Raw genomic sequence first — 16,692 nt, forward strand, 5'->3', positions numbered from 1 at the left:
CATGGCCCTCACCGGAGGCGAGATCAAGCTGACCCGCGGCCACGACGGCCGGGTCGCGTACCTGACGCTGGACCACGGCAAGTACAACATCATCACCTGGGAGACGCGGCAGGTCATGGCCGACCGCTTCGCCGAGATCGACGCCGACGACGACATCCAGGTCGTGGTCATCCGAGGCGAAGGCGAGCACTTCTCCTCGGGCGGCGACATCGCCGGCTTCATGGAGGTCGACCCGATCGACTTCACCGACCTCGGCCACAACGTGACCGCACCTTCTCGCAGCTCCAAGGTCGTCATCACCGCTGTCGACGGCTACTGCTTCGGCGTCGGGTTCGAACTCGCGCTGTCCTCGGACATCCGCGTGGCGACCGAGCGCAGCCAGTTCGCGCTGCCGGAGATGAACCTCGGAATGATCCCGGGATCCGGTGGAACGCAACGCCTCGCCCGGCTGATCGGGCTCTCGCGCGCCAAGTACCACGTGCTGACCGCGTCCCGGATCAACGCCGCCGACGCCCATGACTGGGGGCTGGTCGCCGACCTCGCCGCCGATCGAGCGGAGCTCGACGACAAGGTGGACGAGCTCGTGACCAAGCTGATCGGGTTCTCCCCGCTCGCCGCGCGCACCGCCAAGGAGGTTCTCGACCGCGGCGTCGACGCCCCGCTGTACAGCGGGATCGAGCTGGAGCGCAAGGCCTACGCGATGCTGCGCTCCAGCAAGGACTTCGCCGAAGGCGTGGCCGCGTTCAACGAGAAGCGCGCCCCGAAGTTCCAGGGGCGGTGAGGATCTAGATGAAGGCCGCACCTTTCGCGTACGCACGCCCCGCGGCGTTGTCCGACGCCGTTGCCGAACTCGTCGACGCCGATGGAGGCGGCAAGGTCATCGCCGGCGGGCAATCCCTGGTGCCGGTGCTGGCCATGCGGCTGGCGCGGCCGACCACCCTGGTGGACATCAACGCGGTCACCGGGCTCGACGCGCTGCGGACGGTGGGCGACCGGCTGGAGATCGGCGCCACCGTTCGGCAGCGTCGCGTGGAGCACGCGCCCGAGTCCGCTCAGGTGCCGTTGCTGCGGCTCGCGCTGCCCTGGGTCGGGCACCGCGAACTGCGCAGCCGCGGCACGGTGTGCGGGAGCCTGGCGCACGCCGATCCGGCTGCCGAGCTCCCGGCGGTCGCCTGCTGCCTGGACGCGGAGCTGACGCTGACGGGTCCCGAAGGCGAACGCCCCGTTCGAGCCCGTGAGTTCTTCGACGGGGCGATGACGACCGCACTGCGACCGGAGGACGTCCTGTCGGGGATCTCCTTCCCCGTGGCCGGGCCGCGCGAGGGGTTCGGATTCGCGGAGATCGCGCGCAGGCACGGCGACTTCGCGCTGGCCGGAGTGGCAGCGCACGTCCGAGTCGATGACGACAGGGGCGTGTCCGCCGCGACGATGACGGCCTTCGGCGTCTCCGACCGGCCCGTCACCCGCGACCTGACCAGCCTGGTCCGCACGACCGGTGGAGACGAAGCCGAACTGGCCGGTGCGCTCGACGAGGTGGTGCGCGAGGTCGTCGACACCGACGGCGACGTGCACGCGTCGAACGGTTACCGGCGGCGCCTGCTGCGCGCGCTGGCGGCCCGGGAATTGGCCAAGGCGCACCGCCGTGCGGTGCGCGGCACAGCTGAGGTGGAATCATGACGAGCACAGAAGAGCCCGTGCAGGAGGGGCTTCGACCGGTCCGCGCAGAAGCCGGCGAGACCGTCGAGGTGAGGTTCACGGTCAACGGCACACCCGCCGTGCTGAACCTCCCCGCCCGCGTCACGCTGGCGGACGCGCTGCGCGACCACCTGGGACTCACCGGGACCCACGTCGGATGCGAGCACGGGGTCTGCGGGATGTGCACCGTGCTCGTCGACGGCGAAGCAGCCCGCGCGTGCCTGCTGTTCGCCTGCCAGCTCGACGGCGCCGAGGTCGTCACGGTCGAGGGGCTCGGGCGTCCGGACGACCTGCACCCGCTGCAGGAGTCCTTCGGCCGGAACCACGCCCTGCAATGCGGTTTCTGCACCCCGGGTTTCCTGCTCAGCTCCTACGACCTGCTCAGCAACAAGCCCGAGGTCACCGACGAGGAGCTCCCCGCGGAGCTGTCCGGCGTGATCTGCCGCTGCACCGGATACCGGAACATCATGACCGCCGTCTCCCAGACCCGCGCCGCGCACCCGGAAGGAATCCCGGAACCGGGCAACTGCGCTCGGCGGGCGCTGGTCGGCCGCTCCGGCGGTCGGTCGGCGACGGTCGTCGAGGAGCGCGCGGAACCTTCGGGCGAACCTGGCAGGAACGTGGAGATCGTGCTCCCCGAGGGAGACCCGACGATCGCGGTGCAGGTGGACACCGCCTTGGACGTGCCGTTCGACGAGGTGTGGCGCGTGCTCGACGACGTGCGCGTGCTGGCGGGATGCCTCCCCGGTGCGGAACTCACCGAGGAACTCGGCGAGCAGCTCTACGCCGGACGGGCACGGATCGCGGTCGGCCCCATCAAGCTCTCGTTCCACGGGATCGCCCGGGTGCTCGAACAGGACCGGGAAACCGGGACGATCCGCGTGCTCGCGCAGGGGCAGGACACCGGCGGAGCGCAAACCCAGGCCGACATCACGCTGCGGGCGCAGGCCACCGCAGCGGGGACGGAACTCCGCGCCGATGCGGCCGTGTACCTGACCGGCCGCATCGCCCAGTTCGGCCGAGCGCTGGCCGGGGACATCAGCCGACGCATGTTCGAGCAGTTCGCCGACTCGGTCCGCCAGGCCGCCACCACCGGAGAAGCACCGCAGCAGTCCCACGCCGCGCCGAGCGCGTTCCGCATGATGTTCGGAACTTTGCTGGACCGGATCAAGCGAATCGGCCGTTCCCGAGGTGGGAAGTGATGAAGCCACCGCTCCAACCGGTCAACCCGGCGACGCTCGAACCTCTGGAAATCGCCGAACAAGCCACGGACGCCCAGATCGACGAAGCGGTGTCGGAGGCGACCCGCGCCATGCGCACCGGGTGGCCGCGAGATCACCGGCTCCGGGCGCAGTCCCTGAACGCCTGGGCGGACCTGCTCAGCGACCACAGCTCGGAGCTCGCCGACGACCTGGTGCGAGAAACCGGGAAACCCATCGGTGAAGCGCGCAAGGAGATCGCTGGTGCGATCGACTCCCTGCGGTTCAACGCCGGTCTCGCCAGGCTTCCGCTGGGACGTGCCGCCGGCCTGCCCGACGGCAGCGAGGCGCACCTGGTGCGCGAACCGGTCGGCCCGACGGTGTTCATCACCCCGTGGAACTGGCCCGTCCTGCTGTTGCTGCGCGATCTGGCTCCGGCGTTCGCCGCCGGAGCGACGGCGCTCGTCAAGCCCGCCCCGCAGACCACGCACATCACCCGGCGCGTGATCGCGCTCGGCCACCGGGCCGGAGTACCACCGGAGGTGCTCCACGTGCTCCCCGGTGACGCCGAGGTGGGCGCTGAACTCGTCGCGCACCCCGACACCAGAGCCGTCGCGATCACCGGCTCGACCGAGGCCGGACAAGCGGTCATGCGCGCCGCTGCGGCCACCATGACCAGGCCGCTGCTGGAGCTGGGCGGCAAGGCCTCGATGCTCGTGCTGGCTGACGCCGATCTGGAATCCGCGGTGGAGGCGGCCGCCCGCGCCGCCGTGATCACGAGCGGCCAGATGTGCATGGCGTGCACCAGAATGCTCGTGCACGCGCGCCACGCGAAGGACGCCGAGAAGCTCCTGCGCGAGCGGTTGTCCGCCTTGACCCCGGGAGACCCGAGGGATGAGAGCACTGATCTCGGTCCGTTGATCTCCGAAGCCGCGGTGACCAAGGTCCTCAACGCCGTCGACCGCGCGCGTGAGGACGGTCGCGTCCTCGTCGGCGGACAGCAGGTGCACCCCGATGGCCTGCGGGGTCATTTCCTCACGCCGGCGCTCGTGTCCGAACTGGATCCGCGATCGCCCGTGGTGCAGGAGGACATCTTCGGTCCGCTGCTGTCGCTGGAGGTCTTCGACTCCGACGAGAACGCGGTCGAATTGGCCAACGCCACGCCCTTCGGGCTCGCCGCGGCGGTGTGGACGCGGGATCTTACGCGCGGCTTCGCCGTGGCGCGCGAGCTGCAGTCCGGAACCGTGTGGCTGAACGGGTACAACCACTCCTACGCCGAAATGCCCTCCGGCGGCGTGCGGATGTCCGGGATGGGTCGCACCCGCGGGATCGAGGGCGTCGAGCAGTTCACCGAGCTCAAGCACGTGCACTTCCCGGTCGGGCTATAACCCGCGCCAATAGGAGCTATGCGCAACAGGTTCTGGCTGGGCCTCGCGCACCGGCCTAACTTCGCTCGTAGTTTCTCTGGCCGCAACGGAGCGGCGTTGGAGGGTTCCCTTGCAATCAGGTTGGTTAGTCGTTCTCATCGTCGCGGGCTACATCGCGTTGCTCGCCCTGATCAGCTTCCTGGCGGGGCGGTCGACACGCACCGCCTCAGGATTCACCAGCGGTGGCAGGAGCTTTCCCGCCGTCCTCATCGGATTCCTGCTCGCGTCCGAGTTCATCGGCACGAGCGCGAGCATCGGGACCGCGCAGGAGGCATACCGATCCGGTATCTCGGCCGCGTGGAACATCGTCTCGCTGGGAATCGGGTTCGTGCTCTTCGCCTTCCTGCTGGCCCGCAAGTTCAGCGAGCTGGGGGAGAACACGATCTCCGGTGCGCTCGACCGCTACTACGGGAGGAGGGTGCGCACCGCCACGTCGATGATCATGGTCTGCTCCTTGCTGATCGTCGCCGTCTCGGTCTACGCCAGCGGTGGTGCGATCCTGAGCGGACTCCTCGGCGTCGACCACGACCTGGCAGTCGTCCTGGTCGGTGCGCTCGCCACGTTCTACGTGGTGGTGGGCGGCATGCGATCGGTCGTCTACACCAACGTCGTGCACGCGATCGTGAAGATGGCCGGGGTGGTCATCCTCGCGATCATCGGAGCCCAGCGCGCAGGAGGCGTTGACGGGCTGCGAGCAGCGCTGCCGCCTACGATGTTCTCCTGGCACGGTGTGGGTTTCGGGCAGATGTTCGCGTGGCTGATCGCCGGTGTCGGTGCCATCTTCGCGACCCAGTACGTCGTGCAGGCGATCACCACGGCCGGCAGCGCTCACCGCGCGCAGCGAGCCGGGTTCTACTCGGCGCTGATCCTGGTTCCCTACGGTCTGCTCGCCGCGTTCATCGGCATGTGCAGCGCGGTCGTCTACCCGCACATCAAGAGCATCCAGGCCATGCCCGCGTTCGCGATGGACATCGACCCGGTCTTGGCCGGGATCGTCGTCGCCGGGCTCGCCGGCGCGATGTTCGGAACCATCGCGGCTCTGGTCATCGGAGCTTCCACACTGCTGCTCAAGGACTTCTACCAGCCGCACTTCAACATCGCCGGGGACGACCGTCGCGACGTGCTGTTCCTCCGGGTGGCGACGGTGGTGACCGGATTGGTCCCGATCGCGCTGGCGCTGTTCGCCACCGATGTGCTCACCGTGACGTTCCTGGCGAAATCGCTCCGCGCGGCACTGGCAGTGCTGGTGCTGCTGATGTTCTACGCGCCCCGGTACGGCACGAGGACAGGTGCGTTCTGGGCCATCGTGCTCGCGCTGCCGACCACCATCGGCTGGTTCCTGCTCGGTGACCCCTTCGGCATCGACAACGCCTACATCGCGGTCGCAACGCCCTTGCTGGTGATGACCTGCACCCACCTCACATCGGGCCGGTCGAAGACCGTCCCGGCGGTCACCGGGGAGAAGAGATGACGAACAACGCCTTGCCCGTCGGCGCTGATCTGCGCGGCTGGCTGGACCACCTGCAGGCGACCGGACGCCTGTCCGCAGCCAGGCCGGGAGTGGACCTGCGGTTCGAGCTGTCTGGAATCGCCAGCCGGCTCGACGGCGACCGCGCGGTGGTATTCGGGAAGCCCGGCGGGAAGGACATCACCGTCGTGTCCGGGCTGCTGTCGCGCCGCGAGTGGATGGCAGAAGCGCTCGGGGTCGCCGAGACGGAACTCATCGACCGCTTCCAGCAGGCGTGCCAAGACCCCGTTCCGTGGACCGAGGTCGAGCACGCCCCGTGCCAGGAGGAGGTGATCCGAGAGGTCGACCTCGGCTCGCTGCCCGTTCCCACGCACAACGAGCACGACCACGGCCCGTACATCACCGCGGGTCTGCTCATCGCGCGCAACCCGACGACCGGGTCCCAGAACGTGTCCATCCACCGCCTGCAGGTCAGCGGGCCGGACCGGCTCGGGGTGCTCCTGCTGCCCAGGCACACGGCCGCGTTCTTCGGACAAGCCGAAGTCTCGGGCACCGACCTGGAGGTGGCGATCGCCATCGGCGTCGACCCGCTCACCTTGATGTCCTCGCAAGCGGCGGTACCGATCGACCACGACGAACTGGAGATCGCCGGTGCGCTGCGCGGCAGCCCGCTGCCGGTGACCAAGGCGGTCACCAACGAGGTCCGGGTTCCCGCCGACGCGGAGATCGTGCTGGAAGGCAGGCTGCTCGCCGATGTCCGGGAGCCGGAGGGGCCCTTCGGCGAATTCCCCCAGTACTACGGTCCTCGCGCCGACCGCCACGTGGTGCGCATCGACGCGATGACGCACCGCCGAGACCCGATCTACCACACCATCGTCGGCGGTGGACTGGAACACCTGCTGCTGGGGTGCATTCCGCGCGAAGGCTCCTTCCTGGCGCACCTGAGGCAGAGCTTCCAGTGCGTGCGGGCCGTGCACCTGCCGCGCGGTGGCGTGTGCCGCTACCACCTCTACGTGCAGGTCCGCGATCCCGAACCCGGCGAGGTGAAGAACGTGATCCTCGCGGCGCTGGGCGCGCACTACGACATCAAGCACGTGACGGTGGTCGACTCCGATGTGGACGTCTTCGACCCGGACGAGGTCGAGTGGGCCGTCGCCACCCGCTTCCAGGCCGACCGCGATCTGGTGCTCGTCGGTGGCGCGCAAGGATCACGACTCGATCCATCCACAGCAGACGGTGTTGGAGCGAAGATGGGTCTCGACGCGACGATTCCGCCCGTCGACGACCAAGGCCGGTTCACCAGGATCCGCGTTCCGGGAGCGGAGGAGATCGACCTGGAACGCGCCGTGGCCCCCGCGCCGACGAACTGGCGCTCCGCGAGTTGAACCACACGAACGTTTCCGTCAAACCACACCAACACACCTCGATGAGGAGGTGGACATGTCCACTGGGAACACCGGACTGTCCAGAAGAGCCACGCTGTACGCGAGTTTCGCCTCGGTGGCGGGGTGGGCGTTCGACCTGTTCGATCTGTTCATCCTGCTCTACGTCGCCAGCACCGTCGGCGACCTGATCTTCCCGGTGGCGAGCCCGACCTTGAGCCTCGCCGCCGTCTACGCCTCGTTCGCGGTGAGCGTGCTGCTCCGCCCGGCCGGAGCGGCGATCTTCGGAGCGGTCGCCGACCGCAACGGGCGCAAGCAGACGATGGTCATCGTGCTGGCCGGCGTGGGGTTGTCCACCGCCGCGATGGGTGCCGTGCCGACCTACGCGGCAGCCGGTATCGCCGCACCGCTGCTGTTCCTGGCGCTGCGGCTGGTGCAGGGCGTGTTCGTCGGCGGCGTCGTCGCGGCAACGCACACCCTGGGCACCGAAAGCGTCGGGCAGCGCTGGCGAGGCCTGATGTCCGGGCTGATCGGTGGCGGCGGCGCGGGCATCGGCGCGGCCCTGGCCAGCGGTGTGTTCATCCTGGTCAGCGCGATCTTCCCGGGCGAGCAGTTCAACGTCTGGGGGTGGCGCGTCATGTTCTTCGCCGGGCTCATGGCGGCGCTGATCAGCTTCCTCGTGCTTCGCGGGGTCGAGGAATCGCCGCTGTGGAAGGCGCAGCAGCAGACTCCCGGTCCGAAGACGCGCTTCACCGACCTGGCCCGTGGCGGCAGGGGAGGGCTTCTCGTGCTGAACCTGGTGCTGGTGTCCGGCGCCGGTTCGCAGTACTACCTGACCTCCGGTTTCCTCCCCACGCTGCTGGGCAAGGTCAGCGGGGTCGCTCAGAGCGCCCAGGGCACGATCCTGCTGGTCTCGAGTCTGGGCGTGATCGTGGCCGCGGTTGCGGCGGGCGAGCTCAGCGAGCACTTCGGACGCCGGCGCACGATGCTGGTGATCGGCTCGTTCAACCTCGTCGCTCTGCCCTTGCTGGTGTGGCTGATCACCAGCACCGATCCGGCGAGCACCGGCCTGATCATGTTCTACGCATCGGCCCTGGCCTTCTTCGCCAACGCCGCCTACGCCCCGGTGCTGGTGTTCCTCAACGAACGCTATCCGACGGCGCTGCGAGGACGGGGAACCGCGATCTGCTGGAACCTCGGCTTCATGATCGGTGGTCTGATGCCGAGCTTCGTCAACCTCGCCAGCCCGCAGCTGGCGGACGTGCCCGGTCGACTCATGGTGTTCCTGTTCGTGATGGTCCTGGTCTTCATCGTCGCGGGAGCGCTGAGCCCGGAGACTCGCGGTGCCATGAACGCGGAGGAGACCGAGCGACGAGAGGTGCAGCCGTCGGTGGAGTGAGGGTTGCCTGGTCGTCGCGCGCAAGGCGGGCGGTCCCAGTGCTGCTGGGACCGCCCGTGCGCCGTCGGATGTCGCGGACTCAAGCGGTGGTGTCGGCCAGCGCCGGGCTGCCGTGGGGGGTGGTGGAGTCGAGCCATCGGGCAAGGCGAGCGGGGGTGAACAGTTCGTCGAGGACCATGAAAGCCGCTCCGGTGAGCCCGGCGTGATCGTGCAGGGTGGACTGCTCGATGCGGAGTTCGCGGGTGGCAAGGGGGAGCGAGCGCTGGTAGACGTTCTGCCGGATGGTGGCCAGCAGCAGATCGCCCGCCTTGGCGACGCCGCCGCCGATGACGACCAGCGATGGGTTGTAGAAGCTGACCAGGGTTGCCAGCAACGTGCCGATGTGGTGAGCGGCGGCGACGAGCAGCTCCACGGCCGTGCGATCGCCGCAGGTGGCCGCGTGGACGACGTCGGAGGCTTCGACGCGTCCACGTTCGCGGAGCGCTTCCGCGAGCACCGCGCTGCGGCCGGTTTCGGCTGCACGCGTCCCGTCTCGGGCAAGGGCTGCGCCGGCGGCTACGGCTTCGAGGCAGCCGGTGTTGCCGCACCGGCAGACGATCGACTCGTCGTCGAGGACCGCGGCGTGCCCGATGTCGCCAGCGCACCCTTGGCGACCGCGGTGCAGGCGTCCACCGGAGACCAGCCCGGCTCCTATTCCCGTGCCGATCTTGACGTAGAGGATGTCGTCGTGCCGGCCTCCCGACCCGGCGCGCACCTCCCCGAGCGCCATCAGGTTCACCTCGTTGTCCACCCACACGGGAGCGTCGAAGACGCCGCCGAGCCGGTCGCGGACGGGGTAGCCGTCCCAGCCGGGCATGATCGGCGGTGCGATGGGGCGTCCGGTGGCGAACTCGACGGGACCGGGCAGGCCGATCCCGATGCCCCAGACGTCGGCCGAGCGTGCCTCGATCTTGTCGAGGATCTCGTGGAACAGCGCCTCGACCCGGCCGAGCACGGAGTGCGGGCCGTCGGCGATGTCGCAGGCTTCGTCGTGGAACTCGATTACCTCGCCGGCCAGGTTGGCCACGCCGGGCCGATGCGGTGACCGGGGGAGAACAGCGCGACGAACTGGAGGAGAAGCTGTGATCGCGCACAGGAACACCGATCTCGTCGTGCTGGGAGGCGGCCTCGCCGGCGTGGCGGCGGCACTGGCCGTCGCCCGCCTCGGCGGTACGGCCGTCATCGTCTCGGAGACCGAGTGGCTCGGCGGCCAGGTCTCCAGCCAGGGCATCCCGCCGGACGAGCACCCGTGGATCGAGACGACCGGCTGCGCCCCGGGCTATCGCGCCTTCCGCGACGCGGTTCGCGACTTCTACCGGCGCCACTACCCGCTCACCGCGGCCGCCCGGTCCCAGGCCCGGCTGAACCCGGGTCTGGGCAACATCGGGCCGATCTCCCACGAACCGTCGGTCGCGGCCCTGGTGATCGAGGAGCTGGTCGCGCCGTGGCGGGCGCTCGGCCGGATCACCGTGCTGCGCGGCTTCCGCGTGACCGGCGCGGTCACCGCCCGAGATCGGGTCGATTCGGTGACCGTCACCGACGGGGACCGCGAGCACGAACTGCGCGGCACCTCCTACCTGGACGCCACGGACCTCGGCGATCTCCTCGAAGCCGCCGCGGTGGAGCACGTGATCGGGGCGGAGAGCCGTGACCAGACCGGTGAGCCGCACGCGCTCGACGCGCCCGACCCGCTGGACCAGCAGGCCATCACCTGGGCGCTGGCGCTGGCCTACGAACCCGGTGCCGACCACGTCATCGATCGTCCGGACGGGTACGCGCGATGGCGAGATTACCGACCCGACTTCTGGCCGGGACCCCTGCTGGGGTGGACCGTCTCGGACTACGTCACCCACGAGCCGCGCGAACGACCGCTGTTCCTCGCGGACCCGCCCGAGAACGGCGTCCGCTACGACCTGTGGCACGCACGCCGCGTGCTGGCCGCCGACCAGCTCGAGTCCGACTCCGGCCTGCCGCCGTCGGACATCACGATCGCCGCCTGGCCGATGATGGACTACTTCGCGTTGCCGCTGGTCGGTGCGGACGAAGCGACGACCGCGCGCGCTCTCGACGAGGCCCGTGAGTTCACGCTGTCGTTCCTGCACTGGATGCAGACCGAAGCACCCCGGCACGACGGCGGCCAGGGCTATCCCGAACTCGTTCCGCGCGGCGACGTGCTCGGCACCCACGACGGTCTCGCTCAACTGCCCTACGTCCGCGAGGGGCGGCGCATCGTCCCCGAGTTCCGCGTCTGCGAGCAGCACATCGGCGTCGAGGCGCGCCCGGGCCGCGACGGCGCCGAGAGGTTCCACGACAGCGTGGGAATCGGCGCCTACCGGATGGACCTGCACCCGTCGACGTCCGGCCGCAACACGCTGGACCTGGACACCTGGCCCTTCGAGATCCCGCTCGGTGCGCTGCTACCGGCCCGGGTCGACAACGTCCTGGCAGCGGGCAAGACCATGGGCACCACGCACCTGACCAACGGCGCCTACCGGGTCCATCCGGTCGAGTGGACCGCGGGGGAGGCCGCAGGTGCGCTCGCCGCGTACTGCGCTCAGCGGAAAGCCGTTCCGCGGCAGGTGCGTTCGAACGAACACCACCTCGCCGAACTGCAGCGGCTGCTGACGGGCACCCTCGGAGCCGAGCTCCGCTGGCCGGACTACGGCCCGCTGACCCCGACCCGCCGCTTCGGGTACGTGCCCACCGGTGCTCGAGGTGCGAACGGCTGATCGTTCACCTACGTGAGTGGGACGAGGCACCGAGCGCACGTGCTCGGTGCCTCGCCGCGCTCGTCACGCCGGGGGAGTGGCCTCGAAGTGCGGTCGTGCGGCGGAGGTCTTGATGGCTGCGATGGTGGGTGGGACGACGTCGCGGGCGTCGGTGCGGTGCACCAGCCAGGTGTTCATGGCGAGTTCGAGGTCTTCGATCGGCTTCCACGCCCAGCCGTCGAGCTGGGTGCGCGCCGTGTGCGAGCCGACCAGGACGGCGTCGACCTCGGCTGCTTCGGCGCAGGCACGGGCGTGTTCGACGAAGCGCGCGAAGGTCCGTGGCCCCCTCCCGCGACCACGCGCACAACTGAACACCGGCACCGACGGGGGCCACGACGCCTCAGGAGGCGCGAAGCACGTCAACAGAATCGCGATCTCAGGACCCTTCGCGGTGCTACCAGGGAGAAAGCTCCTGGTCAGCGCCACGAAGGGTCCTTTTTGTTCTGCGCTGCAATAGCCGCATCGCCGTGTGGTTGACGTGAACGGTGGCGTCAGTGGCGACTGAAACTGGAGCAAATAGACATTAATTAATAATTAATCTTGACCTGGATGACATGCCTGGGTCAGACTTCTGAACCGCAAGCGGTGCGGCGTTCTACCAGCCGCGTCGGACGTGGTGGCGAGGAGAGATCGATGGGCGCAACGAGGCGCAGCCGGGTCGGCTTGGTGCTGTTCGCGGTGGTGCTGCTCGGGTTGGTCGCGGGGTGCGGCGGCAGGGTGGGCGAGAACGGCCGGATCGGTGTCGTCTACATGGACGCGCAGGGCTTCTACGCCGGTGTTCGCGCCGGGATGCAGCAGGCGGCGACCGCGCAGGGCGAGGCCCCGCAGCTGCTCCAGATCAACGCCCAGGGCGACGCGTCGATGGAGAGCACCTTCATCGACCAGGTCAGCGCGGCGAAGGTCGACGCTTTGATCCTGTCACCGGCTTCGGCCAGCGCGTCGGTGCCCGCGATCAAGCTCGCGCACCGCAGCGGTATCCCCGTGGTCTGCTACAACACCTGCATCACCGAGGAGAGCGCGCGGCAGTATGTTTCCGCCTACGTCCTGGGTGATCCCATCGAATTCGGCCGCATGCTTGGGAACCGCGCAGCCGAGCACTTCCGGTCCGCCGGCAAGACCGCTCCCAAGATCGCGGTCGTCAACTGCGAGTTCGTCGAGGTCTGCATCCAGCGCCGGCAAGGCTTCGAGCAGGCGTTGAAGGAACAGCTCCCCGGAGCCACGATCGTCGCCAACCAGGAGGGCTCGACCATCGACGAGGCGGTCGACGTCGCCGAGCGCATCCTCACCGCCCACCCGGACGTCGACGCGTTCTACGGAGAGGCCGGCGGAGCCACCATGGGGGCCGTTCGAGCGGTGCAGGCCCGCGGCAAGGTCGGGCAGACGGTCGTGTTCGGCAGCGACATGTCCACCGAGGCCGCCCAGGAGCTCGCCGGCGGCGAGGTTCTCAAGGGTGTCGTGGACATCTCGGGCATCGCCGTCGGCAAGCTCGCCGGGCGGGCGGCCGACGAGATCCTCCGCGGCGAGGCCTCCTCCTATCACGTGGTGCCCGCTCCGATCGATCTCTACGGCACCTCGGAGCAGGGGCGGGCCTGGTTGACCGCGCACCCGGACGGTGTCCCGTGACCGACTTCCGCCCAGATCGGAAACCCGAACGAGCGCAGGGAGAAGCAGTGGTCGACAGCCCCGTCGTCGTGGTCAGCGGCGTGACCAAGCATTACCAGGGCGTCCGCGCGCTGACGGACGCCGACCTGAGCATCGCCCCAGGGGAGATCCGCGCCCTGCTGGGGCGCAACGGTGCCGGAAAGTCCACGCTCATCCGGGCTCTGTCCGGTGTGGAGCGCGCCGATCGCGGAACCATCGCGGTGCGCGGCGAGGAACTCGGCGACGGCGGAGTGCGCCGGGCCACCGAGCTCGGCATCAGCACGGTGCACCAGGAACTGAGCTTGGTGTCGGAGCTGAGCGTGGCGGAGAACCTCTACCTCGGCCGCTGGCCGCGACGGGGTGGTGCCGTCGACTTCGCAGCCATGCGAGCGGGCGCTTCGGAGGTGTTCGCCCGGCTCGGCCTGGACATCGACCCGGCCGCGCTGGTCGAGACCCTGTCGCTGGCCAGCCGTCAACTCGTGGAGATCTGCCGCGCGCTGCTGGAACAGCCGCGGCTGCTCATCCTGGACGAGCCGACGAGCGCGCTCGCGGCTGAGGAGGTGACCGTCGTGCTCGACACCGTCACCCGCATCGCCGAGCAGGGCGTGGCCGTGATCTACGTCAGCCATCGCCTGGAGGAGATCCGCAAGATCGCGCACAGCGCCACCGTCATGCGCGACGGCCGGATCGTCGACACCGTCGACGTCCAGCAGGCCGACACGGCGACGATCGTCGCGCTGATGCTCGGCGAGTCCGCGGTGGCGGCCGAACGACCACCAATGCGCGCGGTCGACCGGACCTGCGGTGCCCTGCTGACGGTGCGCGGACTGGCGATGCCGCCGAAAGTCGTCGATGTGTCGTTCGAGGTTTACCCGGGCGAGATCGTGGGCCTCGGCGGGCTGATGGGGTCGGGCCGCACCGAGGTCCTGCGGGCCATCGCCGGGTTCAGCTCGGTGGCCGGTGGTGCGATCAGCGTTGATGGGCGTGACATCGGCGCCGCGACACCGGCGGTGCGCAAGAAGCTGGGAATCGGCATGACGCCCGAGGACCGCAAGGGCGAGGGCGTGGTGCCGTTGCTGGGCGTGCACGAGAACCTCGTGCTTTCCGAATTCAGCAAGGTCAGCTCGGGGCCGACCGTGTCGCCCGGGCGCGTTCGGCGCGTTGCCGAGAACCTCATCGCGCGCCTGTCGATCGCCACGGCCTCCCTGCTCACGCCGATCGTGAACCTCAGCGGCGGTAACCAGCAGAAGGCCGTGATCGGTCGGTGGCTGCACGCCGGCAGCCGGATCCTGCTGCTGGACGAGCCGACGCGCGGCGTCGACGTGCAGGCCAAGGCCGAGATCTACGAACTGGTGCGGGAACTCGCCGACGAGGGCGCTGCGGTCGTGTTCGTCTCCGGCGAGCTCGAAGAGCTCCCGCTGGTGTGCGACCGGGTGCTCGCACTGCGCGGCGGGCGCGTCGTGGAAGAACTGATCGGCGAGGAACTGACCACGGATTCCGTGCTCGCCGCTGCGATGGCGGCTTGAGAGACGACAAGGACGACAATGACCGTGACACAGACGTTACCGGACCAGCGGCGCAGTGCGGGCGGGGTGCTCGCCGGACGCTCGCTCAACGAAATCGGACTGATCGCCGCGATCGTGGTGCTCTACGTGGTGCTGGGCAGCACGGCGGCCGGGTTCCTGAGCCTGGACAACCAGCTGGGGATGCTCCGCGACGCAGCCACGGTGGGCATCGCGGCGTGGGGCGTCACGCTGGTGATCATCGCCGGGGAGATCGACATCAGCATCGGCCCAGCCGTGGCCTTCTCCTCGGTGCTCGTGGCCAAAGGGGCGTCGGAGTGGGGACTTGGTGTGGTCCCCGCGATGCTGGTGACCTTGGTGGCCGGAGCGGCCTGGGGTGCGTTGGCGGGCTGGTTGCGGGCTCGGTTCGACGTGCCGTCGTTCATCGCCACGCTCGGAATCTGGAGTGCGCTGGGCGGTCTCGGGCTGTACATGACCGACGCGCTGCCGGTCGTTCTCCCGGAGAGCGGGCTCTTCGAGGTGCTCGGTGGCACGATCCTCGGCATCCCGACGCCCGCGATCGTGATGGTGGTCCTGTTCGCTGCGTTCACCTACATCGCGCACTACACGCCCTACGGTCGTTCGGTCTACGCGGTCGGCGGCAACGCGCCGGCCGCCCGGATGGCGGGCATCAACCTCGCCAAGATCCGCGTGGTGCTGTTCGCGACGACGGGTCTGCTGGCCGCGATCACCGGAGTGCTGCTGGCAGCCCGGCTCGGCTCGGGCAACGGCGGTGCGGCATCGGGTCTCGAATTCGACGTGATCGCCGCGGTGGTCATCGGCGGCACAGCGCTGGCCGGTGGGCGCGGCTCGATGCTCGGCACGTTGCTGGGCGTCATCTTCATCACCGTCATCGGAAACGGCTTGGTGCTGCTGGGCGTGGACTCGTTCCTGCAGAACGTGGTCCGCGGCGTGATCATCGTCGTGGCTGTTCTGGTCAACGTCATCATCACCAAGCGCACGCGCGCCACGAGGGAGAGCTGATGAACGAGCGCAGGACGATGAACGGTGCGTACCTGCCGGGTGATTCGACGGCGGTGCTGCGCGAACTCGACGTACCGCGACCGGGGCCGAGTCAGGTGCTGGTCGAGGTCGGTGCTTCGGGCATCTGCGGGTCCGACATCGGCTACATCTACCACGAGCACAAGGGACATCGCGGAGTCGACGGAGCGGCTTATCGCGGTGTGGTCGCCGGTCACGAACCGGCCGGTCGCATCGTGGAAACCGGCCGCGGGTGCAAGCGGTTCGGCGAGGGCGATCGGGTGATCGTCTACCACATCGCCGGCTGCGGCCTGTGCGACAACTGCCGACGTGGTTACTTCATCAGCTGCAGCGCGGAGGAACGGCAGGCGTACGGGTGGCAGCGCGACGGCGGCCACGCCCGGTACGTGCTGGCCGAGGAATCGACCTGCGTGCCGCTGCCGGACAGTCTGTCCTATGTGGATGGTGCGTTGATCGCCTGCGGATTCGGCACGGCCTACGAAGGTCTGCGACGCATCGGTGTCAACGGCGACGGCGATCTCCTGATCGTCGGGCTCGGACCGGTCGGGCTGGCCGCCGGGATGATCGGCAAGGGCATGGGTGCGCGCACCATCGTGGGCGTCGAGGTCTCACCGCGACGCCGCGCGTGGGCCGAGAAGCTCGGCGTCTTCGACGCGACCGTCGAACCGGCCGAGTCGGCCGAGGACACCGCCGCGCTCGTCGTCGACGTGCTGGACGCGCCCGGCGCGAGCACCACGATCGACTGCTCGGGAACGCGAGCGGGTCGTTCCACCGCGATCGCCGGTGCCGCGGAATGGGGACGGGTCTCCCTGGTCGGCGAAGGCGGCACCCTGGAGACCGAGGTGTCGGACGCGCTGCTGCACAAGCAGCTGACGTTGCACGCGTCGTGGGTGACCTCGCTGGTGGCGATGACCGAGCTGGCCGAGAACCTCGCCCGCTGGGGAATCCGCCCGGAGGAGATTGTCAGCGACCGCTTCGCCCTGGACGACGTGGACGAGGCGTACCGGCTCGCCGCAGGTGCCAGCCAGGGCAAGGTCGTGCTGCTCCCGTCTCCGGAGCTGCGGGCATGAGCGCATCGAGGACAGCTTACGGCTCGTCGAACGACGTAGG

13 protein-coding genes and 1 pseudogene are annotated in these 16,692 nt (G+C 69.3%); 12 read left to right on the plus strand and 2 right to left on the minus strand.

Going from position 1 to position 16,692, the window contains the following annotated elements; genetic code table 11:
* The first annotated feature begins 1 nt into the window (after position 1).
* The 7 genes from REH65_RS30890 (at position 2) to REH65_RS30920 (ending at position 8,570) form a co-directional block, all read left to right on the plus strand.
* On the plus strand, positions 2 to 781 hold the full coding sequence (locus REH65_RS30890) for an enoyl-CoA hydratase/isomerase family protein (RefSeq protein WP_406690261.1): 780 nt from the start codon (positions 2 to 4) through the stop codon (positions 779 to 781).
* 8 nt (positions 782 to 789) lie between these two features.
* A complete protein-coding gene (locus REH65_RS30895; RefSeq protein ID WP_406690262.1) occupies positions 790 to 1,677 on the plus strand; it encodes an FAD binding domain-containing protein in 888 nt (295 codons plus the stop codon).
* Positions 1,674 to 2,897 carry a 2Fe-2S iron-sulfur cluster-binding protein gene (locus tag REH65_RS30900; protein WP_406690263.1) on the plus strand — a complete coding sequence of 408 codons (1,224 nt, stop codon included), beginning with the start codon at positions 1,674 to 1,676 and terminating at the stop codon, positions 2,895 to 2,897. The genes REH65_RS30895 and REH65_RS30900 overlap by 4 nt, the downstream gene beginning before the upstream one ends.
* On the plus strand, positions 2,897 to 4,282 hold the full coding sequence (locus REH65_RS30905; protein WP_406690264.1) for an aldehyde dehydrogenase family protein: 1,386 nt from the start codon (positions 2,897 to 2,899) through the stop codon (positions 4,280 to 4,282). The genes REH65_RS30900 and REH65_RS30905 overlap by 1 nt, the downstream gene beginning before the upstream one ends.
* A gap of 109 nt (positions 4,283 to 4,391) precedes the next feature.
* On the plus strand, positions 4,392 to 5,792 hold the full coding sequence (locus tag REH65_RS30910; protein WP_406690265.1) for a sodium:solute symporter family protein: 1,401 nt from the start codon (positions 4,392 to 4,394) through the stop codon (positions 5,790 to 5,792).
* A complete protein-coding gene (locus tag REH65_RS30915; RefSeq protein ID WP_406690266.1) occupies positions 5,789 to 7,174 on the plus strand; it encodes a UbiD family decarboxylase in 1,386 nt (461 codons plus the stop codon). The genes REH65_RS30910 and REH65_RS30915 overlap by 4 nt, the downstream gene beginning before the upstream one ends.
* 55 nt (positions 7,175 to 7,229) lie before the next feature.
* The gene (locus REH65_RS30920; RefSeq protein WP_406690267.1) at positions 7,230 to 8,570 is read left to right on the plus strand and encodes an MFS transporter; all 1,341 of its coding nucleotides are present in this window, start codon (positions 7,230 to 7,232) and stop codon (positions 8,568 to 8,570) included.
* Positions 8,571 to 8,649: 79 nt separating this feature from the next.
* Here REH65_RS30920 and REH65_RS30925 read toward each other — a convergent pair.
* A pseudogene (locus tag REH65_RS30925) lies at positions 8,650 to 9,639 on the minus strand (ROK family protein); the annotation flags it as partial.
* A gap of 52 nt (positions 9,640 to 9,691) precedes the next feature.
* Between REH65_RS30925 and REH65_RS30930 the strand changes: the two are divergent.
* The gene (locus REH65_RS30930) at positions 9,692 to 11,338 is read left to right on the plus strand and encodes an FAD-dependent oxidoreductase (RefSeq protein WP_406690268.1); all 1,647 of its coding nucleotides are present in this window, start codon (positions 9,692 to 9,694) and stop codon (positions 11,336 to 11,338) included.
* 63 nt (positions 11,339 to 11,401) lie between these two features.
* Here REH65_RS30930 and REH65_RS30935 read toward each other — a convergent pair whose 3' ends face one another.
* Positions 11,402 to 11,692, minus strand: a complete 291-nt coding sequence (locus REH65_RS30935) for a hypothetical protein (protein ID WP_406690269.1) — start codon at positions 11,690 to 11,692, stop codon at positions 11,402 to 11,404.
* 318 nt (positions 11,693 to 12,010) lie between these two features.
* Here REH65_RS30935 and REH65_RS30940 point away from each other — a divergent pair, with 318 nt between their 5' ends.
* The 4 genes from REH65_RS30940 to REH65_RS30955 are packed head-to-tail and all read left to right on the plus strand — an operon-like array spanning position 12,011 to position 16,652.
* Positions 12,011 to 13,000: a substrate-binding domain-containing protein gene (locus REH65_RS30940; RefSeq protein WP_406690270.1), complete on the plus strand. Its 990-nt coding sequence runs from the start codon at positions 12,011 to 12,013 to the stop codon at positions 12,998 to 13,000.
* Between the two features lie 47 nt (positions 13,001 to 13,047).
* A complete protein-coding gene (locus REH65_RS30945; protein ID WP_406690271.1) occupies positions 13,048 to 14,544 on the plus strand; it encodes a sugar ABC transporter ATP-binding protein in 1,497 nt (498 codons plus the stop codon).
* Positions 14,545 to 14,568: 24 nt separating this feature from the next.
* A complete protein-coding gene (locus tag REH65_RS30950; RefSeq protein ID WP_406690272.1) occupies positions 14,569 to 15,564 on the plus strand; it encodes an ABC transporter permease in 996 nt (331 codons plus the stop codon).
* Entirely contained in the window at positions 15,564 to 16,652 is a 1,089-nt protein-coding gene (locus REH65_RS30955) for a zinc-binding dehydrogenase (protein ID WP_406690273.1), read from the plus strand. The genes REH65_RS30950 and REH65_RS30955 overlap by 1 nt, the downstream gene beginning before the upstream one ends.
* The last annotated feature ends 40 nt before the right edge of the window (positions 16,653 to 16,692 follow it).

The sequence above is a fragment of the Saccharopolyspora sp. ID03-671 genome, assembly GCF_045278815.1.
Classification (GTDB): domain Bacteria; phylum Actinomycetota; class Actinomycetes; order Mycobacteriales; family Pseudonocardiaceae; genus Saccharopolyspora; species Saccharopolyspora ipomoeae.

Excerpts from the sequence above, each read along its gene's own strand:
- REH65_RS30915 (WP_406690266.1), top strand. The coding sequence starts at position 5,789 with ATGACGAACAACGCCTTGCCCGTCGGCGCTGATCTGCGCGGCTGGCTG.
- REH65_RS30955 (WP_406690273.1), top strand. The coding sequence starts at position 15,564 with ATGAACGAGCGCAGGACGATGAACGGTGCGTACCTGCCGGGTGATTCG.
- REH65_RS30895 (WP_406690262.1), top strand. The coding sequence starts at position 790 with ATGAAGGCCGCACCTTTCGCGTACGCACGCCCCGCGGCGTTGTCCGAC.
- REH65_RS30900 (WP_406690263.1), top strand. The coding sequence starts at position 1,674 with ATGACGAGCACAGAAGAGCCCGTGCAGGAGGGGCTTCGACCGGTCCGC.
- REH65_RS30940 (WP_406690270.1), top strand. The coding sequence starts at position 12,011 with ATGGGCGCAACGAGGCGCAGCCGGGTCGGCTTGGTGCTGTTCGCGGTG.
- REH65_RS30920 (WP_406690267.1), top strand. The coding sequence starts at position 7,230 with ATGTCCACTGGGAACACCGGACTGTCCAGAAGAGCCACGCTGTACGCG.
- REH65_RS30890 (WP_406690261.1), top strand. The coding sequence starts at position 2 with ATGGCCCTCACCGGAGGCGAGATCAAGCTGACCCGCGGCCACGACGGC.
- REH65_RS30905 (WP_406690264.1), top strand. The coding sequence starts at position 2,897 with ATGAAGCCACCGCTCCAACCGGTCAACCCGGCGACGCTCGAACCTCTG.